The organism is Amycolatopsis sp. NPDC049688 (assembly GCF_040674975.1).
In the GTDB taxonomy this organism is placed as follows: domain Bacteria; phylum Actinomycetota; class Actinomycetes; order Mycobacteriales; family Pseudonocardiaceae; genus Amycolatopsis.
Genome location: NZ_JBFANY010000005.1, coordinates 408,843 through 433,632, shown reverse-complemented (window position 1 = coordinate 433,632; position 24,790 = coordinate 408,843). Strand labels below are relative to the sequence as shown.

The window sequence follows — 24,790 nt, the reverse complement described above, 5'->3', positions numbered from 1 at the left end:
ATGCGGCCACCCGACCGGGGCCACCGCGGCGATCAGCCGACTTCGCGGAACCACCCCGCGAGCGCTTTCCCCACCCCGAAGGCAAGGCGGCTATCGTCCACTATGGACGGATCAGTCGTTCCACATCCGTGTGGTGAGCCGGAGGAACTCGCGGCCGTCACCGGCGCTCAGCGCGGCGGCGCGGTCGGGGTAGCTGTCCAGCACCCGGTTCGCCCCGGTCAGCAGCAGGGCCCGGCTCACCACTGCGTTGCCGCCGGTGACGATGCGGAGGCGGGCGCCGGCCGCGGCCGTGTGGTCGGCCGCCTCGCACAGCACGCGGACGCCGGCCGCGCCGAGGAAAAGGACCTCCGCCAGGTCCAGGACGATCACCCGGGGTGCCGGGCAGCGGTCCAGCGCGGCGGCCACGGCGCGCACGACGAGCAGAGCCGTGCCGGCGTCGAGCTCGCCGGCCAGGTTCAGCACCACCGGATCGCCGGCCGAGCACGACAGCCGCAACCGCCCCGTCGGGCCACCGCAGGACCTCACGCGAGAACACCCCATCTTCGAGCCCGGGCGACAGGCGCGGCCCTGCCCGGCGCGCCCCTCGCCAGGCTAGTGACGGCTTTCGGCTGATCACAAGCCGTGACCAGGCGAGTCGACCCGATCGTGTTTCACCGGGGGCGCGCGGGGGAAGCCACGCGTGGCGTTCTGCTCTCAAGGAGGTTGTCATGGCGGCAACACCCGATCCGGCGTCGACCGGGGTGCGCACGCTCATCCCGGCGCGCATCGACCGGTTGCCCTGGTCCCCGTTCCACACCCGGATGGTGGTCGCCCTCGGGGTGGCCTGGATCCTCGACGGCCTGGAGATCACGGTGGCCAGCGCGGTCGCCGACACGCTCACCAAGCCCGAGACGTTGCACATGTCGTCGGCGGCGGTGGGCCTGCTGGCGACGATCTACCTCGCCGGCGAGGTGGTCGGGGCGCTGTTCTTCGGCAGCCTCTCCGACAAACTCGGCCGCCGGAACCTCTTCATGCTCACCCTGGCCGTCTACCTGGTCGGCAGCGGCCTGACCGCGCTGACCCTGGGCAACGGCGCGGGCTGGGTCGTCTTCCTCTACGCCACCCGGTTCGTCGCCGGCATGGGCATCGGCGGCGAATACGCCGCGATCAACTCCGCCATCGACGAGCTGATCCCGGCCCGCTACCGCGGCCGGGTGGACATCGCCGTCAACGGCACCTACTGGGCCGGGGCGGTGCTCGGCACGATCGGCACCTACATCCTGCTCAACCGGATGGACCTGTCGCTGGGCTGGCGGCTGGGCTTCCTCATCGGCCCGGTGCTCGGGCTGGTGATCCTGCTGGTGCGGCGGCACCTGCCGGAGAGCCCGCGGTGGCAGATCATGCACGGCAAGGCGGACGCCGCCGAGGAGTCGATCCAGCAGATCGAGCAGGAGGTCGAGCACACCGGCCGCAGCCTGCCCCCGGTCGACGAGTCGAAGGCGATCGAGGTGACGCCGGCCGAGCGGATCGGGTACGTGGCGCTGGCCAGGGTGCTGTTCCGCGACTACCCGTCGCGCGCGATCCTGGGCGCGTCGCTGATGATCAGCCAGTCGTTCCTGTACAACGCGATCTTCTTCACCTACACGCTGGTGCTGGGCAAGTTCTACGGGGTGTCGTCGGCGGCGACGCCGATCTACCTGATCGCGTTCGCGGTGGGGAACCTGGTCGGCCCGTTCACCATCGGGCACCTCTTCGACACCCTCGGCCGCCGGAAGATGATCTCCGGGACGTACATCGTGTCCGGGGTCCTGCTGGCGATCACGGCGGTGCTGTTCTACGCGGGCGCGCTCAACGCGATCACCCAGACGATCGCGTGGTGCGTGATCTTCTTCTTCGCCTCCGCGGGCGCGAGCGCGGGCTACCTGACGGTGAGCGAGATCTTCCCCCTGGAGGTCCGGGCGAAGGCGATCGCGGTGTTCTTCGCGATCGCGCAGTGCTTCGGGGCGCTGGGCCCGGTCATCTACGGCGCGCTGATCGGCACCGGCGACCACCCGGTCCGCCTGTTCATCGGCTACCTGCTCGGCGCGGCGGTGATGATCGCCGGCGGCCTGGTGGCCCGGTTCCTGGCGGTCGACGCGGAGGGCAAGTCCCTGGAGGACATCGCCCAGCCCCTCGCCGCGGCCGGCCGCCGTGGCCGGACCCGCGCGGAAGGGGCGTCCTCGCCGTTCTCGACCTGACGACCACCCGGACTTGCGCCCCAACGCCACATCGGGGCGCACAACAGGCCGGGCGGGGCGAGCCGGTTTAGGCTCGGGAGACCACGGGTAGCCGCGTTCGACGTCAGCGGGAGGTGACATGGGACCACGGAAGTGGCTCGAGCTGTGGCCCGTGTACCGCCAGCTCACCGGCACCGACCCGCTCGGCCGCGGCAAGGCCGCCGAATCGCCCCGCTCCGAGGCCCTGGCTTCGCGCACCGCGAGCGCCGACCGGGTCGCCCGGTCCGTCTGCCCCTACTGCGCCGTCGGCTGCGGGCAGCAGGTCTTCGTCAAGGACGAGAAAGTCGTCCAGATCGAAGGCGACCCGCACAGCCCGATCTCCCGCGGCCGCCTCTGCCCCAAGGGCTCGGCCAGCAAGCAGCTGGTCACCGGCCCGCAGCGCGAGCAGAAGGTCCGCTACCGCGCGCCCTACGCCACCGAGTGGACCGAACTGGACCTCGGCACGGCCATGGACATGGTCGCCGACCGCGTGCTCGACGCCCGGCGCAAGGGCTGGCAGGACACCGACGACCACGGGAAGCCGCTGCGCCGCACCATGGGGCTGGCCAGCCTCGGCGGCGCCACCCTGGACAACGAAGAGAACTACCTGATCAAGAAGCTCTTCACCGCCCTCGGCGCGATCCAGATCGAGAACCAGGCCCGGATTTGACACTCCGCCACCGTTCCCGGTCTGGGGACCTCCTTCGGTCGCGGTGGCGCGACGGACTACCAGCAGGACCTGCAGAACTCCGACTGCGTCGTGATCATGGGCTCGAACATGGCCGAGGCGCACCCGGTCGGGTTCCAGTGGGTGATGGAGGCGAAGGCCCGCGGGGCCGAGGTGTTCCACATCGACCCGCGGTTCACGCGCACCAGCGCGCTGGCCGACGCCCACGTGCCGCTGCGCGCCGGCACGGACATCGCGTTCCTCGGCGGGGTGATCAACCACATCCTCAGCCACGACCTGGACTTCCGCGAGTACGTGGTCGCCTACACCAACGCGTCCTTCCTGGTGTCCGAGGACTACCGGGACACCGAGGACCTGGACGGCCTGTTCAGCGGCTACGACGAGGCCAAGGCCGCCTACGACCCCGCCACCTGGCACTACGAGAACACCCGGCCCCAGGACACTTCGCACGGCAAGGAGACCTCGGCGTCCGACCAGCACGGGTCGGGCGGCCCGGTGCTCGAAGGCGGCAGCGAGGAGATCGCCGCCGACCCGACACTGCAGCACCCGCGCTGCGTGTTCCAGATCCTCAAGCGCCACTTCGCCCGCTATACCCCGGAGATGGTCGAGGCGACCTGCGGAACGCCGAAGGAGCTCTTCCAGCGCGTCTGTGACGCCTGGACGCGCAACTCGGGCCGGGAACGCACCGCCGCGCTCGTCTACAGCGTCGGCTGGACGCAGCACAGCGTCGGCGCCCAGTACATCCGGGCGGGCTCGATCATCCAGCTGCTGCTGGGCAACATCGGGCGGCCCGGCGGCGGGGTGTTCGCGCTGCGCGGGCACGCCAGCATCCAGGGCTCGACCGACATCCCGACGCTGTTCAACCTGCTGCCCGGCTACCTGCCGATGCCCACGCCCGAGCACGCCACGCTGGCGGACTACCTCGGCAGCATCACCGGCGACAAGCAGAAGGGCTTCTGGCGCAACGCCGACGCCTACACCGTCTCGCTGTTGAAGGAGTACTGGGGCGAAAAGGCCACGCCCGACAACGACTTCTGCTTCGGCTACCTGCCGCGGATCAACGGCGACCACGGCACCTACCGCGCGGTCATGGACATGGTCGAGGGCAAGGTGTCCGGCTACTTCCTGCTCGGGCAGAACCCGGCCGTCGGCTCGGCGCACGGCCGGCTGCAGCGGCTCGGCATGGCCAACCTCGACTGGCTGGTCGTCCGCGACCTGACGATGATCGAGAGCGCCACCTTCTGGAAGGACGCGCCGGAGATCGAGACCGGCGAGATCGTGCCCGAGCAGTGCCGCACCGAGGTGTTCTTCTTCCCCGCCGCCTCGCACGTCGAGAAGGAAGGCACCTTCACCCAGACCCAGCGCATGCTGCAGTGGCGGGAAAAAGCCGTCGAGCCGGCCGGGGACCAGCGTTCGGAGCTGTGGTTCTTCCACCACCTGGGCCGGCTGCTGCAGGAGCGGCTCGCCGGCTCGGAAGACGAGCGCGACCGGCCGGTGCTCGACCTCGCCTGGGACTACGAGGTCCACGGCGACGAGCCGTCCGCCGAGGATGTGCTGCGCCGGATCAACGGCCAGGACCTGACGACCGGCAAGGAGGTCGGCAGCTACCTGGAGCTCAAGGCGGACGGCAGCACCTCCTGCGGGTGCTGGATCTACAGCGGCGTCTACGCCGACGGCGTCAACCAGGCCGCGCGCCGCAAGTCCCGCTTCGAGCAGGACTTCTACGCCCACGAGTGGGGCTGGGTGTGGCCGATGGACCGGCGGGTGCTCTACAACCGCGCGTCGGCCGACCCGCAGGGACGTCCCTGGAGCGACCGCAAGGCCCTGATCTGGTGGGACGCCGGCAAGGGCGAGTGGACCGGCCACGACGTGCCGGACTTCGAGAAGACCAAGCCGCCGGACCACGTCCCGCCGCCGGACGCCGTGGGCCCGGCCGCGCTGCGCGGCGACGACCCGTTCATCATGCAGTCGGACGGCAAGGCGTGGCTGTTCGCGCCGTCGGGACTGGCCGACGGGCCGCTGCCGACGCACTACGAGCCGCACGAATCGCCGTTCCGGAACCCGTTCTACGCGCAGCAGGGCAACCCGGCGCGGAAGGTCTACGGCCGTCGCGACAACCCTTCGCACCCGTCGCCGCCCGAAGCCGGTGGCGAGGTGTTCCCGTTCGTCTTCACCGCCGCGCGGCTGACCGAGCACCACACCGCGGGCGGGATGAGCCGCACCCTGCCGTACCTGTCCGAGCTGCAGCCCGACCTGTTCGTCGAGGTCTCCCCCGAACTGGCGAAGCTGCGCGGGCTCTCGCACCTGGGCTGGGCGCACGTGATCACCGCGCGGGCGGCCGTCGAGGCGCGCGTGTTCGTCACCGACCGGATGGCGCCGCTGCGGGTGCAGGACCGGGTCGTGCACCAGGTGTGGATGCCCTACCACTGGGGCAGTTCCGGGCTGGTGTCGCGGGACGTCGTCAACGACCTGTTCGGCGTGGTGCTGGACCCGAACGTGTTCATCCAGGAGAGCAAGGTCGCCACCTGCGACGTCCGGCCCGGCCGGCGCCCGCGGGGAGCGGACCTGCTCGCGTTGCTCGCTCAGTACCGAGACCGCGCCGGCATCACGGCGGAGACGGGGACGCAGGTGGCGACCGTGCACGAAACGCGGCACGTCGAACCCGGCCACGAGGAGGACGGGACATGAGCGTCGAGGACCGGCTGTCCGGCCCGCTGCCGGACGTCGCCGGGGAAGCCGGGCACACCGGGCACCCGCCGCGGGTCGGGTTCTTCACCGACACGTCGGTGTGCATCGGCTGCAAGGCCTGCGAAGTCGCCTGCAAGGAGTGGAACAACGTCCCCGAGGACGGGCTCGACCTGCTCGGGATGTCGTTCGACAACACCGGCGCGCTCGGCGCGAACTCGTGGCGGCACGTGGCCTTCATCGAGCAGCAGCGCCCGCTCGGCGGGCAGTCGCCCGGGCTCGAAGGACTGCCGACCGGTCCGTCCGCGATCGACGTGACCACCGCCTTCGTCGCCGACGAGCTGCGCGACGCCCCGCGCGGTGGCGGCGAGCTGGGCACCTCTCCCCTGCCGCGCGCGCCGGAGGACCTCGGGATGCCGTCGTTCGACCTGCCGGGCGCGAAGACCGGCACCGAGGGCCGGACCGACTTCCGCTGGCTGATGGCCTCGGACGTGTGCAAGCACTGCACCCACGCCGGCTGCCTCGACGTCTGCCCGACCGGTGCGCTGTTCCGCACCGAGTTCGGCACGGTCGTGGTGCAGCAGGACATCTGCAACGGCTGCGGCTACTGCGTTTCCGGCTGCCCGTACGGCGTCATCGACCGCCGGCCGGACGACGGGCGGGCGCAGAAGTGCACGCTCTGCTACGACCGGCTCCACGACGGCCTCGAACCGGCGTGCGCCAAGGCGTGCCCGACCGACTCGATCCAGTTCGGCGAGCTCGACGAGCTGCGCGAGCGGGCGGCCCGCCGCGTCGAGCAGCTGCACGAGCGCGGCGTGCCGGAAGCCCGGCTCTACGGCCACGACCCGGCCGACGGCGTCGGCGGCAACGGCGCGTTCTTCCTGCTCCTGGACGAACCCGAGGTCTACGGGCTGCCCCCGGACCCGGTGGTGCCGACGCGCGAACTGCCCGCGATGTGGAAGTACGCCGGGATGGCGGCGTCGGCGTTGCTCGCCGCCGCCGTGGCGTCGTTCGGGTCGTTCGGGTCGTTCGGAAGGAGGCGCCGGTGACGCCGCGGGAGCCGCGCAGCGACGCCGGGGCCGCCGACACCCGGGCGCGCGTGTTCGGCCGCCGCAAGCGCGGCGGCGCCGGGGAAGAGCTGATGGTGCCGCGCGCCGAGTTCCGGTCGTACTACGGGCGGCCGGTGCTCAAGCCGCCGGTGTGGGAGTGGAAGGTGCCGGCGTACCTGTTCACCGGCGGGCTCGCGGCGGGGACGTCGCTGCTGGCCGCGGGCGCGGACCTGACCGGGCGGCCGTCACTGCGCCGGGTGGGCCGCACCGGTTCGCTCGCCGCGCTGCTGGCCAGCGTCTACCTGCTGGTCGCCGACCTCGGGCGGCCGGAACGGTTCCACCACATGCTGCGCGTCGCGAAGCCGACGTCGCCGATGAGCGTCGGGACCTGGATCCTGAGCGCCTTCGGCCCCGGGGTGGGGATCGCGGCGGCGGCCGAGGTGCTGCCCGCCGGGCTGCGCCGGCGCCTCCCGGGACGGCTCGCGGGCGCGGTGGCCCGGCCGGCCGGGCTCGCGTCCGCGGTCGTGGCCCCGGCGATGGCGTCCTACACGGCGGTGCTGCTGTCGCAGACGGCGGTCCCGGCCTGGCACGAGGCCCACCCGGAGCTGCCGTTCGTGTTCACCGGCTCGGCGGCGGCGAGTTCGGGCGGGTTCGCGATGGTGCTGGTCCCGGTCGGCGAAGCCGGCCCGGCGCGGACGCTGGCGGCCTTCGGCGCGGCGACGGAGCTGGTGGCGTCGAAGGTGCTGGAGCAGCGGCTCGGCCTCACCGCGGAGGCGTACACGACCGGCAAGGCGCACCGGCTGCGCAAGTGGTCGGAACGGCTGACCGCCGCCGGCCTGCTCGGCACCCTGGTGGGACACCGCAGCCGCGCGGTCTCGGTGGTGGCCGGGACGGCGTTGTTCGCCGGGAGCGCGTTGCAGCGCTTCGGGGTCTTCGAGGCGGGGGTGGCGTCCACAAAGGACCCGAAGTACGTCGTCGTGCCCCAGCGGGAGCGCACGAACCGGCCGTGACGCCGCGGTCAGTCCGTCTGTTGTGGACGGCCGGGCAGCAGTCGCGGCAGCACGGCCAGCCAGTCCAGCGCGGCGGCGGCACTGCGGTGGATCGGCAGCACGTGCTCCAGCCCCAGGACCCGGATCGGACGCAGCACCGCCCGGCCGTCGGCGGCGATGGCGAACGGCACCCCGCTGACGTGCGCCTCGGACGCGGCCACCAGCAGTTCCGTGATCCCGCCGGAGCCGCAGAAGCCGACGCCGGTGAGATCCAGGACCAGGGCCCGCGGGGCGAGGTCGAGTTCTTCGCCCAGCCGGCTGCGGAGCCGGCCGACGGCCGCCAGATCGACGTCGCCGCGGACGGTGACGATCGTGGCTTCCGCCGTGGCCGTGACCCGCAGGGCCATCCCGGCCGGGAGGTCGACGAGCCGGGTCGGGACGGCGAGCTGGTCGAGCACACGGCCTCCTCGGAAGAGAGGGCGGCCGGGGACACCGGGTCCCCGGCGACGCAGGGCGAGCGGACGGCTCCCTGCTGAACCGCGACACCCCCACCGTACGCCTCACGACGGCCGGCGGGCACGGCACGCATTCACCGGTCCAGGTGGCTTCCGGGCCGATCTTCACGCTAGCCTAAAGTCAAGCAGTTGATTTAACGACTGGCCACGACCTGTCCCCGGGCAGGCGGAAGGGACCCCATGTCTTCCCAGCCGGACCTCGGGTTCGACCCTGAAGCCCTGCGCGCGAAGTACCGGGCGGAGCGCGACCGCCGCCTCCGGCCGGACGGGACCGCCCAGTACCGGCGGGCGGCCGGCGAATTCGGTTACTACGCCGCCGATCCGTACACCGAGCGCGTCGAGCGGGACACCGTGCACGACCGCGTCGAAGCGCTCGTCATCGGCGGCGGCTTCGGTGGGCTGCTCACCGGAGCCCGCCTGCGCCAAGCCGGCCTGACGGACATCCGGACGCTCGACGAGGCCGGCGGCTTCGGCGGGACCTGGTACTGGAACCGCTACCCGGGCATCCACTGCGACATCGAGTCCTACTCCTACCTACCACTGCTCGAGGAAGTCGGCTACGTCCCGAAATGGCGCTACGCCCCCGGCGAGGAGATCCGGCAGCACGCGATCACCATCGCCCAGCACTTCGGCCTCGACCGCGACACCCTCTTCCACACCCGCGCCACCGAACTGCGCTGGGACCACGCCGCCGCCGAGTGGGAGGTGCGCACCGACCGCGGCGACGCCTTCCACGCCCGCTACGTCGTCGTCTCCTCCGGCACCCTCACCCAGCCGAAACTGCCCGGCATCCCCGGCATCGACACCTTCCGCGGGCACACCTTCCACACCAGCCGCTGGGACTACACCTACACCGGCGGCACCCCCGACGGCAGCCTGGACCGCCTCGCCGACAAGAAGGTCGCCGTGGTCGGCACCGGCGCCACCGGGATCCAGGTCATCCCCCACCTCGGCCGCGACGCGCAGCACCTCTACGTCTTCCAGCGCACCCCGTCGTCAGTCGACGTCCGCGGCAACCGCCCCACCGACCCGGAATGGGCCGCCTCCCTGAAGCCCGGCTGGCAGCAGGAACGGATGGACAACTTCCTGACCATCGTCACCGGCGGCCACGCCGAAACCGACCTCGTCGGCGACGGCTGGACCAGCACCGGACGGCTGCAACGCCAGATGCTCAGCGGCACCCTCGACACCTCGCTCCCGGCCGAAGAACGCGAACGCCTCGACGAAATCGCGGACTTCGTGAAGATGAACGAAATCCGCGCCCGCGTCGACGAAGTCGTCACCGACCCGGCCACCGCCGAGCTGCTCAAACCCTGGTACCGGTACATGTGCAAGCGGCCCACGTTCAGCGACCACTACCTGCAGACCTTCAACCGCCCCAACGTCACCCTCATCGACACCGCCGACCACGGCGGCATCACCCGGATGACCGAGCACGCCGTCGTCGTCGGCGACCGCGAGTACGAAGTGGACTGCGTCGTCTTCGCCACCGGCTTCGAGGTCGGCATCTCCGGCATCCTCTCCGGCACGCTGCCGGTGTACGGCCGCGACGGCGTCGCCCTGCTGCAGTCGTGGCAGCGGGGCCCGAAGACGCTGCACGGCTTCTACAGCCACGGTTTCCCCAACCTGTTCCACCTGGGCTCGCTGCAGAACGCGACCGCCGTCAACTTCGTGCACATCCTCCAGGAACAGGCCACGCACATCGGCGCCGTCGTCGCCGAAGCCCGCAAACGCGGCGCCCGGTACGTCGAGCCCACCCCCGAAGCCCAGGAGGCGTGGGTCGCCACCCTCCGCGCGAACGCCCGCGACACCTCCGCCTTCCTCACCGAGTGCACCCCCGGCTACTACAACAACGAAGGAAAACCGCGCCCGGCGGGCAACTCCTTCGCCCCGGGCCCGATCGTCTTCCACGACCTGCTGCGCCGCTGGCGCGAAGAAGGCGGCATCGACGACGTCCTGGTCGGCGCATGACCGGCTTCCACGCACGCCCGCTGACCCGGCCGGCGCCCCTGCGCGGCTCGAACGGCGTCGCCTTCGGCCCGGACAGGCGGCTCTACGTGGCCCAGTTCCTGGCCGGGGAGATCAGCGCCGTCGACCTGGCGACCGGCGACGTCGAGGTGATCGTCCCGGCCGGTGGGCCGGTGCAGGCGCCGGACGACCTCGCCTTCGGGGCCGACGGGTCGATGTACATCACCGACCTCGTCCCCGGCCGCGTCTGGCGACGGCGTCCCGACGGCACGTTCACCCTGGTCACCGACCGGGTCCGGCTGCCCAACGGGATCGCCTTCGCCGGCGACCGCCTGTTCGTCAACGAGATGATCCCGCACGGCCGGCTGCTCGAACTGGGCGCGGGCGAGCCGTCCGTGCTCACCGGCGAGCTCGCGATGGGCAACGCCATGCAGCTCGGCCCGGACGGCCGGCTGTACTACCCGCACATGCTCACCGGCGAGGTCTTCCGCATCCCGCCCGACGGCGGCACGCCGGAACTCGTCGCTTCGGACGTGCCCGAACCGGTCGCCGTCCGGTTCGACCGCGCCGGGACGCTGCTGGTGCTCTCCCGCGGCGCGGCCGGCGTGATCACCCGGATCGACCTGTTCGGCACCGGCGCCCGGACCCTGCTCACCACCGGACTCCCCGGACTGGACAACGCCGCCTTCGACACCGAGAACCGCATGTACGTCTCCAGTTTCGCCGGCGGCGGCATCGCGGAGGTGCACCCCGACGGCCGGGCCCGCGAGGTCGCGCCCCGCGGGTTCGCCGGGCCGTACGGCGTCACGGTGGACCTCGGCGGCACGGTGCACACCGCCGACCACTACCGCATCACCGAGCCCCGCGACGACGACGTCACCACGACCGAGCTCCTCCCCTTCGCCCACGGCATCGCGGCGGACGGCGACCTGCTGCACCTGACGTCGCAGTACGGCCAGGTCCGCACGTACGACCGGGGCACGCGCACGGTCCGCACCCGCGCCGGCGGGCTGGACCAGCCGCTGGGGATCGCGGTCCGCGCCGACGGCACGCTGCTGGTGGCCGAGGCGGGCGCGGGCCGCGTCCTGACCGTCGACGCCGGCGACGAGGTCGCCGAGCTGGCCACCGGCCTCGGCCGTCCGGTGGACGTGACGGCGGACGGCGAAGGCCGTTGGTACGTCAGCGACGAGGAACGCGGCGCGGTGTACCGCCTCGACGGCGAACCGGCCGTGGTGGTCGCGGATCTCGTGGCCCCCCAGGGCATCGTGGTCGCCGGCGGCCGGTTGTACGTCGCCGAAACGGGAAAGGGGCGGGTGGTGGCGGTCGAACTCGCGACCGGCGAAACCCGGGTCGTGCTCGAACTCCCGGCGAACCCGACCCCCGCCAGGGACTTCCCCGCGTTGCACGCCCACGGCCTCCCCGGTGTCCCCCGGCCCTTCGCCGGCCTCGCCGCCGGACCCGGCGGCTCCCTCTACCTCACCTCCGGCGGCACCGTCGTGCACCTCACCCCCGCGGAGCACCCGTGACCACGGTCGCCGCCCCGTCGCGACGGTAGGTTCTGCAAGCGCTGAGCGGCCTCCTGCTCGCCCTGTTCGTCTCCACCCTGGGCAGCACCGTCGTCGCCACCGCCCTGCCGCGGATGCTGCGGGAACTCCACGGCTCGCCCACCCAGTACACCTGGGTCGTCACGGCCACCCTGCTCGCCGCCACCGCCGCCACCGCGATCTGGGGAAGCTCGCCGATCTGTTCAGCAAGAAGACGCTCATCCAGACCGCCGCCGCCGTGTTCATCGCCGGGTCGGCCGCCGCCGGGCCGGCCCAGGACGCCGGGCAGCTGATCGGGGCCCGTGCGCTGCAGGACGCCGGGGTGGGCGGGCTGCAGTCCCTGGTCCAGATCGCGATCGCCGCGATGATCCCGCCGCGGGAACGCGGCCGCTACGCCGGTACCAGAGCAGCGTCACCGCGCTGTCCACCATCGGCGGGCCACTGCTGGGCGGCTTCATCGTCGACACGTCCTGGCTGGGCTGGCGGTGGTGCTTCTTCGTCGGGGTCCCGGTCGCCGTCGTCGCCGTCGTGCTGCTGCAGTGGACGCTGCGGCTGCCGGTCGTGCGCCGGGAGAACGTCCGCATCGACTACGGGGGGCGCCACCCTCATCACCGCCGGGGTCAGCCTGCTGCTGATCTGGGTTTCCTTCGCCGGCGGGGCGTTCGCCTGGGCGTCGTGGCAGACCGCCGTCATGGTCGGCGGTGCCGTCGTCCTGCTGGGGCTCGCCGCCCGGGTCGAGTCCCGCGCCGCCGAACCCGTCGTCCCGCCCCGGATCATCCGGCAGCGCACCACCGCGCCGGCCATCCTGGGCAGCCTCGCCGCCGGCACCGCGATGTACGGCGCCGCCGTCTTCCTCAGCCAGTACTTCCAGGTCAGCCGCGGCCCACGCCCACGGAGGCCGGCCTGCTCACCATCCCGATAATGACCGGCATCCTCGTCGCCTCCGTCACGGGCGGGCGGCTGGTCAGCCGCTCCGGCCGGCTCAAGCCCTACCTCGTCACCGGCGCGCTCAGCCTGACCGCCGGCTTCGGTCTCCTCGGGTTCCTCGGCGAACGGACGCCCCTGGTCCTCGTCGCGGTGGCCATGGTGCTCGTCGGCGCGGGGGTCGGGCTGACGCTGCAGAACTTCGTCCTGGTCGTGCAGAACGTCGTGCCGCTGCGGGAAGTCGGCGCCGCGAGCGCCACGGTGTCCTTCTTCCGGTCCCTCGGCGGCACCATCGGCGTCGCCGTCCTCGGGGCGGTACTCGCCCGTCAGGTCGCGGACCGGCGCAAGGCATACCGGCGTCCGCCGCCCACGGCCAGGCGACCGGGCCGATCACAGTCCACAGTGGACTACGGGGAAGGCGTCGAAATCGGCGAATGCGGCGATCATGATAACGGTTCCCGCGCGAGTGACCGGACGAACTCCCCGCCCGCGCCCGTTCTCTGCTAAAAAGGCCCTCGGTCACGAAGTCCGCCGAGCGACGCAGGGGTACGGGTGCCTTTCGAGGAACAGCTCGTGAGCGGGCGGTACCGGATCCTGGAACGCATCGGCCACGGCGCGATGAGCGTCGTGTGGCAGGCCAGGGACGAGCGCCTGGACCGCGTCGTCGCCGTCAAGCAGTTCCTGCACGAGCCGGGAACCGGGGCAGCGCCGGCCGGGCTCTGCGAACGGGCGATCCGCGAAGCGCGGCTGGCCTCCCGGCTGCGGCACCCGCACGCGATCACGGTGTACGACGTCCTCGAGGACGCGGGTTCGATGTACCTGGTCATGGAGTACGTGCCGGCCCGTTCGCTGACCGACGTGCTCGTCGAGCGGGGCGCGCTGCCGCGGTGCGACGTGGTCCGGCTCGGACGGCAGATCGGGTCCGCGCTGGCCGCCGCGCACGGGGACTGGATCCTGCACCGGGACGTCACGCCGAACAACGTGCTCGTCTCCGGCGACGGCACCGCCCGGATCACCGACTTCGGGGTGTCGCGCGCGCTCGGCGAGCACCTCGCCGCCGAAGACGACGTCATCGTCGGCACCCTCCCCTACCTGGCCCCGGAGGTCGCCCGGGGCGGCGAAGCCGGCCTGCCGTCCGACGTCTACGGGCTCGGCGCCACGCTCTACACCGCGCTCGAGGGCACGCCGCCGTTCGGCACCAGCGACGACCCGATCACGCTGCTGCGGCGGATCACCGAAAACCAGCTCGTCCCGCCGCCGCACGGCGGCCCGCTCACCGGCGTGCTGATGCGGATGCTCGAACGCGACCCCGCCGCGCGCCCCACGATGCAGGAGGCGGTCGCCCTCCTCTCGGCCGTGGGCCGGCCAGCGGCCACGGCGGTGCCCCGCCGTCCCCGGCTGCGCCGCGTCGCCGTGGCCGGGGCCGCGGTGTGCGTGACCTCGGCGTGCGTGGCGGCCGGGCTGGCCTTCACCGGCGAGCCGGAGACCACCGCCGCCCCGGTCGAGCGGCCCCCGACGACCGTCACCGAGGACCACACCGTCAGCGCCACCACCACGGCACCCGCACCGCCGCCGCGGCCGGCCCGGGCCACCGACGCACCGCCCGCGCCGGCCTCCGCGGGGTGCACCGCGCGGTTCGAGGTCACGAACTCGTGGCCGGGCGGCGCCCAGGCCGAGGTGACCGTGCGCAACGACCGGCCGACGCGGCTGTCCGGCTGGACGGTGACGTGGGCGCTGCCCGGCGGCGCCACCGTCCGGGACCTCTGGAACGGCACCCTCACCCGGGCCGGCTCGACGGTGACCGTCACCGACGCGGGCTGGAACGCCCTGGTCGAACCGGGCGCGTCGGCGTCGTTCGGGCTGATCCAGGACCTCGCGGACGGCCGGGCCGCCGTCCCCGTCCTCGGCTGCCGGCCGAACTGAGGCGCGGAATACCGTTACCGTTCCGAAACAACCGGATCGGCCGTTTTTCCGTAGCGGGCGAAAAAGCTTTCCGGGCGCCACGGCGAAATCGTCGAAGCCGATTTCCGGAAACCACCCGGGTGAGTGAATTCCTCGCGGGCGCCGAACGCCGCGGCCGGGCGGGCCGTGTCCCCGTCGACGGCAACCGCAGAGGGGAGCGTGCCCGTGGAGACAGGGGCAGTGATCGCCGGCCGCTACCGCGTGCTCGGCCGGGCCGGTCACGGCGCGATGGGCACCGTGTGGCGGGCGCAGGACGAACGGCTGAGGCGCGTCGTCGCGATCAAGCAGCTGTTCGGCGACGCCGACGCGGCACGCACCCGCGCCCGGACGGTCCGCGAGGCCCGGATGGCCGCCCGGTTGCGCCACCCGCACGCGGTCGTCGTGTACGACGTCGTCGAGCACGAAGCGGCGTCCTACATCGCGATGGAGTACCTGCCGTCCCAGACGCTGACCGAAGTCCTGGAAGGCGAAGGCCCGCTGGTGCCGGAGTACGTGGCCGAACTCGGCGGCCAGCTCGCCTCGGCGCTGGCCGCGGCGCACGCCGAAGGCGTCCTGCACCGCGACATCAGCCCGAACAACGTCCTCGTCACCGCCGACGGCACCGCGAAGATCACCGACTTCGGGGTGGCGCACGCCCCCGGCGAAGGCGCCGCGACCGGGGGCGGCCTCGTCGTCGGCACCCCGGCCTACCTCGCCCCGGAGGTCGCGGACGGCGCCGACGCGGGCTTCCCGTCCGACGTGTACTCCCTCGGCGCGACGCTCTACACCGCCCTCGAAGGCCGGCCGCCCTTCGGCACCGACCACAACCAGCTGGCGCTGCTCAAACGCGTCGTCCGCGGGGACATCCGGCCGCCGCGCACCGCCGGGCCGGTCACCGACGTCGTCCTCCGGCTGCTACACCGGGATCCGGCCGCCCGCCCCACGATGGCCGAAGCGGCCCGGCTGCTCGGCCGCCGCGCCACCGAAGGCCCGCGGCCACCGGTCCCGGCCCCGGTGGCCGCCGAGCCCGCCCCCGCCCGCCGCCGGCGGTCCCGCGTCGCGCTGGCGGCGGCCGTGCTGCTGCTGACCGGGGCCGGGATCGTGGCGGCGACGTCGATCCCGGCCCGCTCCGCGCCCGCGGCCGCACCGGCCCAGCTCGCCTCGGCGCCGTCCGCGACCGCTTCCGCCGCGGGGCCGCCCGGCTGTGCCGCGCGGTACCAGGTCGTGAAGTCCTGGGACGGCGGCTTCCAGGGTCTGGTGACCGTGCGCAACAGCGGGCGGGCCGACCTCGCCGGCTGGACCGTCAGCTGGCCGACGCCGTCCGGGACGAGCATCGACGACCTCTGGAACGGCAAGCTGCTGCGCACGGGGGCCACGTCGGCGATCGCGAACGCCGAGTGGAACGGGAAGCTGCGGCCCGGCGAAACGACCACGTTCGGCTTCGTCGCCCTGGCTCGCGCCGGCCGCCGCGGACTCCCCGTGACCGACTGCCGCCCCGCCGGGTGAGCACGAGCTCCCGGCCGCCGACGAAGGTGGCTTGACCAGCGCCGTTGACCCCCATTATGGTCAGCCTTCCCTCTTTCGTGTTAACGCTAACGCTCCACCGGACAACGGACCGGACAATGGCCCGGGAAAGTGCTCGACAATGACGAATCCCCGCGACGTCGCGGACGAACCGGGCGGAGCAGGCCGCGGCGTGGTGACGATCACCGACGTGGCGAACGCGGCCGGCGTCTCGGCGAGCACGGTGTCGTACGTGATCACCGGCAAGCGGACGATCTCCCCGGCGACGCGGCGGCGGGTCGAGCAGACCATCCGCGCGCTCGGCTACCGGCGCCGCACCGGCTCGCCGCCGCCGTCCCCGGCCCGGGCCGGGGTGCTGGCGGTCGCGGTGCCGCCGCACGGCGACCGGCACGTGGGCGTGGAGATGGAGTTCTTCTCGGCGGCCGCGGGCGCCGCCCGCGGGCTCGGCTTCGACCTGCTCCTGGTCACCGACGAAGAAGGCACGGCCGGCCTGCACCGGGTGACGGCGGCCGCGCTGGCCGACGCGGTGATCGTGCTGGACGCCGGCGACGGCGACCCGCGGGTGCCGGTCCTGCTCGCCTCGGGCCGCCCGGCGGTCCTGGTCGGCGCGCCCGGACGGCACCACGGGCTGGCGGCGCTGACGCTCGACCTGCGGCCGGCCGGGCAGACGTGCCTGAACCACCTCGCCGACCTCGGGCACCGCTCGGTCGTCCACCTGGGACCGTCGCCCACGCAGCCCGGCCACCGGCTGCGGTACCTCGAGGACTTCACCGAAGGCCTGCGCGAGGCCGCGGTGCGGCGCGGTGTGGAAGCGCTTTCCCAGCCGTGCGAGCCCACGGCCGAAGACGTCACCCGCTGCCTCGCCGAGCTCCTCGGCCCCGGCGGCCCGGCCGCGCTGGTGGTCCACGACGAAGCCGCGCTGCCACTGGTGATGGCGACGCTGCGGAACCGCGGGCTGCGGGTCCCCGAAGACGTGTCGGTCGTGGCGGTCTGCTCGGCAACGGTGGCGGAGCACCAGCGGATCCCCCCGACGGCGGTGGTGATCCCGGCCCGCGAGCTGGGCGCGCTGGCCGTGGACCGGGCGGTCCGCCAGCTCGACGGGACACCGGTCGCGGAACCGGAACCGGTCCTCCCCCGGTTCGTGCCGGGGGAAACCACGGGACCCGCACCGGCCGCCTGAGCCGGGCGCGGCCGGACGTCCGGGCGACGGCGGTGCGGGATTCCGCGCACGCCCGCTCGATCGGATGCCCGGCCCCGCACGCGAACGATCGCAACTCGCCTGACGAGCGACCGTTCGCGAAGCCCCGAATCCCCGCCCGACCGACGGCAGGGCGGAATCCTCCGCACCCACCCCACCGATGCCCGATCCCACACGCGAGCGGCTGCCCGTGAATCCCGGGATCCCCGCCCGGCCGACGGCGGTGCGGGATTCCGCGCGCACCCGCCCGATCGACGCCCGACCCCACCCGCGAGCGGCTGCTCGTGAAATCCCGGGATCGCCGTCCGATCCGGCGATGTCAGGCCGCGGAATCCGGGGCGCCGCCGCAGGATTCCCGCACCACCAGCGTCGGCCACAGCTGCAGGCGGTGGACCGGTCGCCCGGCCGGGTCGGCGAGGCGGGCCAGTGCCAGCTCCGCGGCCACCGCGCCGAGCCGGTGCTTCTGCGGGCACACCGCCGTCAGCGGCGGGTCCGAGGCCGCCGCGACCTCGTCGTCGTAGGTGACCACCGCCAGCTCGCCGGGCACCGCGATGCCGCCGTCGCGGGCCCGCTCGATCAGGCCGATGGCCTCGCGGTCGGAGTGCACCAGCAGGGCCCCCACCCCGGCGCGGCGGCAGCGGGCCAGCAGCGCGTCGTACTCCGCCGTCCAGCCCGGGGCACCGTAGACCGGGACGTCCAGGTCCAGCGCCGTGCCCGCGTCGAGGCCGAGGGATTCGACCGTCTCGCGCCAGCCGGTGCGCAGCGCGCGGCTGGTCGGGCTGGACCGGGACGTGACCAGCCCGACCCCGCGGTGGCCCAGGGACACCAGGTGCCGCACGGCCAGTCCCGCGCCGAGCGCGTGCGCGGTCGTGGCCGCGTCCAGGGCCAGGGTGGGCAGTTCCGGCGGCGGCAGGCGCTCGACGAGGACCACCGGGACGCTGAGCGAACCCAGCCACCGCAACAGGTCCAGCGCGCCGCGCCCGCTCGTGGCCGGCGCCACCAGCAGTGTCTGCACGCCGCGTTCGAGCAGCTTGGTGACCTGGCGACGGTCCTCCGCGGCGTCGTAGCTGGACGCGCGCAGCACGAGCCGCCCGCCCGCCGCGGCCACGGTGGACTGGGCGCCCTGGACCACCGGCGGCCAGTAGTACTCCACCGACGGCGTGACCATGCCGACCAGCGCGCCGGGCACCACCGGGCCGAACATCGAGGCGGTGGCGCGCCCGTGCTCGGGCGGGCCGCCGCGGGGCCGGGTCAGGGTGACCCCGCCGTGCACCCGGGTCAGCAGCCCGCGGTCGGCCAGTTCCGTGACGTCCCGGCGCACGGTGACCGCGGTGACGCCCAGTCGTTCGACCAGCTCGGTGAGCCGGACCGCGCCGTGTTCGCGCACCAGGGAAAGGATCAGCTGGTGCCGTTCCGAAGCGAGCATCACCGGACCTGCTCCAGCCGGACCCGCGCGGGCCCCTCGCGCACGAGCAGGGTGAGCCGGCTGAGGTACCCGCCCCAGGAGGCCCGCAGCAGCGGGTCGGTCAGCTCGCGCCGCTCGAGTTCCGCGGTGGTGTGCCGGGGATCCCAGCACAGCCGCACCCGGACCCCGTTGCGGGACACCGAGGCCTCGCCGTCGGCCAGCTCCACCGCACCCGCCAGGAGATGCCGGAGCCGGACCGGCCGGACGCTGTCGTCGTCTTCCACGACGACGTGGGCGGAAGGACCGCGGACCAGCCGCACCGAACGGATCCAGCGCGGCACCCCCGGGTAGGCGGCGGCGAGGTCCGCGGTCAGGACGGCCTCGGCCGCGCCGAGCTCCACCCGGACGTCCCGTGCCCCGGCCGCCTCTCCCGCTTCCTGCGGGACGCCCGGCTCGGGGACGTTGTGCCACTCGCTGCGCAGCGGCCAAGCCTGGTAGCGGTCCGGCCCGAAGCTCGCCGCCGTGTAGGTCGGCTGGCCGGCGTCGATCACCAACGGGACGCCGTCGGCCGCCACCCAGAACGAACCCACGTCGAGGTGGTTGTGCCGTTCCCCGTTGTGCCCGGCCTTGACCGCCACGGTCAGCCCGCGCGCGGTGCCCGCGGTCTCCCGGGCCACGAGCACCTGCACCCGCGGCAGCCATTCTTCGCGCGCCAGCCAGGGTTCGCCCGCTTCCGCCACCACCGCCCGCCAGCCCGGGTCGGCCAGCCCCGAAAGCGCGCGGCCCAGCCCGGCCGACGGCCACACGAGCCGGCCGCCCGCCCGGGCCCGCGCGGCCGCGAACGCGCACACGGCGGCGTCGCCGAGCCGCTCGCCCCACCGGTGCAGGACGTGCCACGGCTGGGCCGGCGACAGGCGGGCCGGGGCGTCTCCGGCGTTGACGAAGGCGTCGCCACCCAGGTGCATCCGGTGCGGGAAGCGGATCAGCTCCGCGAGCACGGGCAGTTCCGGCACCTCGAAACCGCCACCGGCCAGGAGGTCGAGGCATTCGAGCAGGCGGCACGCGCCGTGCCACCAGTAGGCGACGCCTTCGTCGATGCCGCCGTCGTCGGGCAGCACGGCGACGTAGTGGCCGAGGCCGTCGACGACCAGCCGGACCAGCCGGCGGCGCCGCTCCTCGTCGGCCACGAGCAGGAGCGCCGCGGTGAGGACGGCGCTGTGGATCCACGGGTTCCAGTTGTGCGCGTCGCCGTCCAGGCCGAGCCAGTGCCAGTCGCGGATGCGCTCGAACGGCGTCAGGACGCGGAGTTCGACCTCCCGGCGCAGACGTTTGCGCAAGCCGGGAGCCCGGCGGTCGAGGTGCGGGCCGAGGGCGTGATCGGACCAGGCGAACAGCGACGCGACCTCGGCCGCGCCCAGGTCGAGGAACGGGTCGTCCGGGTCGGCCAGCACTTCGCCGCGCGCGGCCGCGTGCCGGTCGTGCGGCGCCCAGCACCAGGTGGTCGCCTCGGCAAGGGTGACCAGCCCGTCGATCGCGCCGTCCAGGAACGGCACCTCGTCCGGCGGCGTCTCGCCGGTCAGCACCGCGGCCAGCACCAGCGTGGTCACGCGCTCGCGCAGTTCACGGGCGGCGTCTTCGTAGTCGGTCCGGACCCCGTCGCGGAACGTCCGCGCCCACGCCGTGGCCGTCAGCACGGGCGCCGGGCGGGCGAGCAGCGCGCGGGCGTCGGCGAGCACGGCGGCGCCGTCGGCCGCGGCCCAGCCCGCCCGGTCACGGACGTCGGGGACGCCGAAGAGCACGCTGGACACCATGGCGTTCCTTCGGTTCTGATCGTTTGTGATCGTTTTTGCGCTGAAATGTTGACTCGCACTATGGCACACCCCGACAGTGACAGCCATCACTTCGACGGAGGAGCAATGACGCTTCGGCCCCCGGCCGGTTTGACCCGCCGGACCTTCCTGTCCGCCACCACCGGGCTCGCGGCCGCCGGGCTCGTCGGCGGCTGCGCGTCCTCGACGACGGCCTCCGGCGCCACGCGCGTGCGCATCTGGTCCTGGCTGACCGGGATGGACAAGTACGTCGCCGCGTTCAACGCGGCGCACCCGGACATTTCGGTGGAGCTCAACGTGATCGCGTCCGGGCTCAAGGGCGGCTACGCCCAGCAGACCAACGCCCTGCGCGCGCACAACGCCCCGGACATCCTGCACACCGAGTACCAGGGCCTGCCGCAGCTGCTGACCACGGGCGGCCTGCGCGACCTCACCGCGGACCTGGCCGACCTCGAACGCGGCTACTCCCCCGCCGCGTGGCAGGGCGTGCGGCCCGGCGGGCGCACCTGGGCGGTGCCGATGGACCTCGCCCCGATGGTGCTCTACTACCGCAAGGACCTGTTCGACCGGCACGGCATCGCGGTCCCGCGCACCTGGCAGGAGTTCCGCACCGCCGCGCAGGCTGTGAAGCGGGCCGACCCGGCCGCGCGGGTGACGACGTTCCCGCTCAACGACGGCTCGTTCTTCGCCGGGATGTGCTGGCAGGCGGGCGATCCGTGGTGGCGGGTCGACGACGGCGCCTGGCGGGTGAACATCGACGGGGCCGGCACCCGGCGCACCGCGGACTACTGGCAGGGCATGATCGCCGACGGCCTGGTCGCCACCGCCCCGACCGGCGACCAGGACTGGATCGGCGCGATGCACACCGGACGGCTGTGGGGCCTGCTCGGCGCGTCCTGGAGTGTCGGCTCGCTCGTCAAGTCCATCCCGAAGGACACCGGCCGGTGGGCGGTGACCACCATGCCGACCTGGGACGGCGTGCCGTCGACCGGCGTGCAGGGCGGCAGCGCGTTCGCCGTCTCCGCCGAAAGCGAGGTGCCCGAAGCGGCCGTGAAGTTCCTGCGGTGGCTGAGCACCGATCCGGCCGTCGCGAAGATCGGCACGACGTTCACCACGCCGTTCCCGGGCTACCTGCCGAGCCGGGATGTCGCCCGGAAGGCGTACAAGGGCGGGTACTTCCTCGGTGCGCCGGTGTACGACGTGCTCGACGAAGCCGCCCGGCGCGTCCCGGACTGGACGTGGGGCCCCAACGCCCTGCGGATGTTCTCGGCCGTCGTCGACCACCTCGGCGGGGTCAAGACCGGCGGTACCACCCTGGCCGCCGCCGTCCGGCAGACGCAGGCCGACGCCGTCGCCGAGCTGCGCGAGCGGGGATTGACCGTGCGGGAAGGGAAAGCCTGATGACCGTCCTCACTCCCGAGCGCGCCGCGAACGTCCCGGCGCCGGCGAGTCCGGGCGTCCCGGCGAGGAGCCGCCGCGGCCGCGGGCGCGCCGGCCTGGTGCTGGCGGCGCCGTTCGCGGTGCTGTTGACCGCCACCGTGCTCGTCCCGATCGGGTATGCGCTCTACCTGAGCCTGTTCACCGATCGCCTGTCCGGCCTGGGTTTCTCCGGCCCGCGGCAGGCGTTCGTCGCCCTCGGCAACTACGTCGACGTGCTCACCGACAGCGCGTTCCACACCAGCCTCGGCAACGTGGCGCTGTTCGTCGTCGTCCACATCCCGATCATGCTGGGCCTCGCGCTCCTGTTGGCCCTGCTGGTCGACTCCGCGGTCGTGCGGCTCAAGCGCGTATGGTCCCTCGCAGTCTTCCTGCCCTACGCGGTGCCGACCGTGATCACCGGGCTCGTCTGGGCCTACCTGTACAGCCCCGGGTCGGGCCTGTCCGCCGTGCTGCCGGTCGACCCGCTGGGCAAGACCGGCATCCTGCCCTCGATCGTCAACATCGCGACCTGGCAGTGGGTCGGCTACAACATGATCATCTTCTACACCGCGCTGCAGGCCGTGCCGCGTGACGTCCTCGAAGCCGCGCGCGCCGACGGCGCCGGGGGTGTCCGGACGGCGTGGTCGGTCAAGGTCCCGATGATCCGGCCGACGATGTTCGTCGCCCTCGTGTTCACCGTCATCGGTTCCCTGCAGCTGTTCACCGAACCCCTGGTGCTGCGGGGATTCACCGGTTCGGTGACGAGCACCTGGTCCCCGAGTCTCTACGTGTACGAAGCCGCCTTCATCGCCGGTGACTACGGGCGCGCCGCCGCCGCGTCCGTGCTGCTGGCCCTGGTGTCCGCCCTGCTCTCGGCGCTGGTCATGCGCCTGTCCAACCGGAGGTCCCGGTGACCGTCTCCTACGCAGCGACGTCCGAGGCTTCGCCTCGGGCCGGGGGCTCCGCCACCCGGAACCCCCGGAAAGCAGATTCGCGCTGGACGTCCCGCACGGTCGTGCACGTCCTGCTGGTGCTCGCCGCGCTCTACGCGGTGCTGCCCCTGGTCTGGCTGGTCACCTCGGCCACCAAGTCCGTCGGCGACTTCTCCACGACCGGCGCGTTCGAGCTCGGGCAGTGGAACCTCGGCACCAACCTCGGCGCCCTGTTCACCCAGGAGAACGGCGTCTTCCTGGCCTGGATCCGCAATTCCCTGCTCTACGCCGGGCTCGGCGCGGTGCTCGGCTCGCTGATCTGCGCCGGCTGCGGGTACGCGATCGCGAAGCTGGACTTCCCGGGGCGGCGCGCGCTGTTCGCCGTCACCCTGGCCGGGGTGCTCGTGCCGACCACCGCGCTGGCCCTGCCGCTGTACCTGCTGGCGTCCCAGCTGCACGTGGTCGGGACGTTCTGGGCGGTGTTCGTCCCGTTGCTCACCAACCCGTTCGGCGTCTACCTCGCCCGGGTCTACGCCGAAGCCGCGGTGCCGGGCGAGGTCCTCGAAGCCGCGCGCACCGACGGCGCCGGCGAGCTGCGGACGTTCTTCACCATCGCGCTGCCGATGATGCGGCCGGGCCTGGTGACCATCTTCCTGTTCCAGTTCGTCGGGATCTGGAACAACTTCTTCCTGCCGCTGGTGATGCTCACCGACCCGCAGCTGTTCCCGATGAGCCTCGGGCTGTACCAGTGGAGCACGCGCGTGACGCAGTTCCCGCAGTACAACCCGCTCGTCATCACCGGTTCGCTGCTGGCGGTGCTGCCGCTGGTGGTCGCGTTCGTGCTGCTGCACCGGCAATGGCGGTCCGGGCTGGCCGCGGGCAGCGTCAAATGACGCGGCGCCCGGAGACGCTGCTGGTACTGGGAAAGGACACGATGCGGCTGCAGTTCGGCGACACGGAACTGGCGCGGCTGCGGGCCACGGCCCGGCTCGGCGATCCACTGTGGACCGACGAGCTCGCCTCGGCGGCGGTCCGGGCGCGGCTGGCGGAGGTGGAGGTGCTGCTCACGTCGTGGGGCTGTCCGCCGCTCGACGAACAGGTGCTGCGGGCGGCGCCGAACCTGCGCGCGGTGCTGCACGCGGCCGGCAGCGTCCGCGACCACGTCGGCGCGGCGGTGTTCGACCGGGGTCTGCTCGTCACCACGGCGGCCGGCGCCAACGCCGAACCGGTCGCCCAGTACACCCTGGGCGCGATCCTGTGGGCGTTCAAGAAGGTGCCGTTCCTGGCCGCCGACGCCCGGGTGTTCCGGGAGGATTGGCGCTACCGTGAGCACCGCGGCGAACTGTCGGGCCGGGACCGCACGGTCGTGCTGGTGGGCTTTTCCCGCGTCGGACGGCGGGTCGCCGCGCTGCTGCGGCTGCTCGGCTTGGCCCGGGTCCTGGTGGTCGACCCGGTGGCGGACGCGGAGGAGATCCGGGCCGCCGGCGCCGAGCCGGCTTCGCTCGCGGACGCCCTGCCCCAGGCCGACGTGCTGAGCCTGCACGCGCCGTCGCTGCCGGAGACCCGGCACATGATCGGCGCCGCGGAACTGGCCGCCCTGCCACCGGGCGCGGTGCTGATCAACACCGCACGGGGAGCGCTGGTGGACACGGCGGCCCTCGAAAACGCCTGCAGAGGAGGCCTGCACGCGGTGCTCGACGTCACCGAGCCGGAGCCGCTGCCGGCCACGTCGCCGCTGTACGACCTGCCGAACGTGGTGCTGACCCCGCATGTGGCGGGCTCGCTGGGCGCGGAGACCCGGCGGATGACCGCCGAGGCACTCGGCGAGCTGGAGCGGTACGCCGCGGGCCTGCCGCCTCGAGCGCCGGTGACACGGCATTCCCTGGCGGTGCAGGCATGACCGCCGAAGGGCGCGGCGAGCCAGGGGCCGCCACCCGCACACCCCG

17 protein-coding genes and 1 pseudogene are annotated in these 24,790 nt (G+C 73.2%); 14 read left to right on the top strand and 4 right to left on the bottom strand.

Going from position 1 to position 24,790, the window contains the following annotated elements; translation table 11 throughout:
* Positions 1-111: 111 nt before the first annotated feature.
* Positions 112-525 carry an STAS domain-containing protein gene (locus AB0J55_RS20780; RefSeq protein ID WP_364250559.1) on the bottom strand — a complete coding sequence of 138 codons (414 nt, stop codon included), beginning with the start codon at positions 523-525 and terminating at the stop codon, positions 112-114.
* 182 nt (positions 526-707) lie between these two features.
* Here AB0J55_RS20780 and AB0J55_RS20775 point away from each other — a divergent pair, with 182 nt between their 5' ends.
* The 4 genes from AB0J55_RS20775 (at position 708) to nrfD (ending at position 7,666) form a co-directional block, all read left to right on the top strand.
* Positions 708-2,216: an MFS transporter gene (locus tag AB0J55_RS20775; protein WP_364250556.1), complete on the top strand. Its 1,509-nt coding sequence runs from the start codon at positions 708-710 to the stop codon at positions 2,214-2,216.
* 118 nt (positions 2,217-2,334) lie between these two features.
* The gene (gene fdh, locus AB0J55_RS20770; protein ID WP_364250553.1) at positions 2,335-5,610 is read left to right on the top strand and encodes a formate dehydrogenase; all 3,276 of its coding nucleotides are present in this window, start codon (positions 2,335-2,337) and stop codon (positions 5,608-5,610) included.
* The gene (locus AB0J55_RS20765; RefSeq protein ID WP_364250550.1) at positions 5,607-6,656 is read left to right on the top strand and encodes a 4Fe-4S dicluster domain-containing protein; all 1,050 of its coding nucleotides are present in this window, start codon (positions 5,607-5,609) and stop codon (positions 6,654-6,656) included. The genes fdh and AB0J55_RS20765 overlap by 4 nt, the downstream gene beginning before the upstream one ends.
* A complete protein-coding gene (gene nrfD / locus AB0J55_RS20760) occupies positions 6,653-7,666 on the top strand; it encodes an NrfD/PsrC family molybdoenzyme membrane anchor subunit (RefSeq protein ID WP_364250547.1) in 1,014 nt (337 codons plus the stop codon). Before AB0J55_RS20765 ends, nrfD begins: the two co-directional genes overlap by 4 nt.
* Before the next feature lie 8 nt (positions 7,667-7,674).
* Here the strand turns inward: nrfD and AB0J55_RS20755 are convergent, their stop codons facing one another.
* A complete protein-coding gene (locus AB0J55_RS20755; protein WP_364250544.1) occupies positions 7,675-8,103 on the bottom strand; it encodes an STAS domain-containing protein in 429 nt (142 codons plus the stop codon).
* Between the two features lie 237 nt (positions 8,104-8,340).
* Here AB0J55_RS20755 and AB0J55_RS20750 point away from each other — a divergent pair, with 237 nt between their 5' ends.
* The 6 genes and pseudogenes from AB0J55_RS20750 to AB0J55_RS20725 all read left to right on the top strand — a co-directional run bounded on the left by AB0J55_RS20750 (position 8,341) and on the right by AB0J55_RS20725 (position 17,241).
* Complete coding sequence (locus tag AB0J55_RS20750; RefSeq protein WP_364250541.1) at positions 8,341-10,131, top strand: NAD(P)/FAD-dependent oxidoreductase; 1,791 nt, start codon at positions 8,341-8,343, stop codon at positions 10,129-10,131.
* Complete coding sequence (locus AB0J55_RS20745; protein WP_364250538.1) at positions 10,128-11,654, top strand: PQQ-binding-like beta-propeller repeat protein; 1,527 nt, start codon at positions 10,128-10,130, stop codon at positions 11,652-11,654. The genes AB0J55_RS20750 and AB0J55_RS20745 overlap by 4 nt, the downstream gene beginning before the upstream one ends.
* Before the next feature lie 32 nt (positions 11,655-11,686).
* A pseudogene (locus AB0J55_RS20740) lies at positions 11,687-12,929 on the top strand (MFS transporter); the annotation flags it as partial.
* A 219-nt stretch (positions 12,930-13,148) separates the two neighbouring features.
* On the top strand, positions 13,149-14,519 hold the full coding sequence (locus AB0J55_RS20735; protein WP_364250535.1) for a protein kinase: 1,371 nt from the start codon (positions 13,149-13,151) through the stop codon (positions 14,517-14,519).
* Positions 14,520-14,684: 165 nt separating this feature from the next.
* Positions 14,685-16,043, top strand: coding sequence for a serine/threonine-protein kinase (locus AB0J55_RS20730; RefSeq protein WP_364250802.1), 1,359 nt, complete (start codon positions 14,685-14,687; stop codon positions 16,041-16,043).
* A gap of 139 nt (positions 16,044-16,182) precedes the next feature.
* Positions 16,183-17,241, top strand: coding sequence for a LacI family DNA-binding transcriptional regulator (locus AB0J55_RS20725; protein WP_364250532.1), 1,059 nt, complete (start codon positions 16,183-16,185; stop codon positions 17,239-17,241).
* A 337-nt stretch (positions 17,242-17,578) separates the two neighbouring features.
* Here the strand turns inward: AB0J55_RS20725 and AB0J55_RS20720 are convergent, their stop codons facing one another.
* Positions 17,579-18,685, bottom strand: coding sequence for a substrate-binding domain-containing protein (locus AB0J55_RS20720; protein WP_364250529.1), 1,107 nt, complete (start codon positions 18,683-18,685; stop codon positions 17,579-17,581).
* Entirely contained in the window at positions 18,685-20,475 is a 1,791-nt protein-coding gene (locus AB0J55_RS20715) for a heparinase II/III family protein (RefSeq protein WP_364250526.1), read from the bottom strand. Before AB0J55_RS20715 ends, AB0J55_RS20720 begins: the two co-directional genes overlap by 1 nt.
* A 105-nt stretch (positions 20,476-20,580) precedes the next feature.
* Here AB0J55_RS20715 and AB0J55_RS20710 point away from each other — a divergent pair, with 105 nt between their 5' ends.
* The 4 genes from AB0J55_RS20710 to AB0J55_RS20695 all read left to right on the top strand — a co-directional run bounded on the left by AB0J55_RS20710 (position 20,581) and on the right by AB0J55_RS20695 (position 24,744).
* A complete protein-coding gene (locus tag AB0J55_RS20710; protein ID WP_364250523.1) occupies positions 20,581-21,894 on the top strand; it encodes a sugar ABC transporter substrate-binding protein in 1,314 nt (437 codons plus the stop codon).
* Positions 21,894-22,826, top strand: a complete 933-nt coding sequence (locus AB0J55_RS20705; RefSeq protein ID WP_364250520.1) for a sugar ABC transporter permease — start codon at positions 21,894-21,896, stop codon at positions 22,824-22,826. Before AB0J55_RS20710 ends, AB0J55_RS20705 begins: the two co-directional genes overlap by 1 nt.
* A 101-nt stretch (positions 22,827-22,927) precedes the next feature.
* Positions 22,928-23,737, top strand: coding sequence for a carbohydrate ABC transporter permease (locus tag AB0J55_RS20700; protein WP_364250799.1), 810 nt, complete (start codon positions 22,928-22,930; stop codon positions 23,735-23,737).
* Positions 23,734-24,744, top strand: a complete 1,011-nt coding sequence (locus AB0J55_RS20695; RefSeq protein WP_364250517.1) for a hydroxyacid dehydrogenase — start codon at positions 23,734-23,736, stop codon at positions 24,742-24,744. The genes AB0J55_RS20700 and AB0J55_RS20695 overlap by 4 nt, the downstream gene beginning before the upstream one ends.
* Positions 24,745-24,790 lie beyond the last annotated feature (46 nt).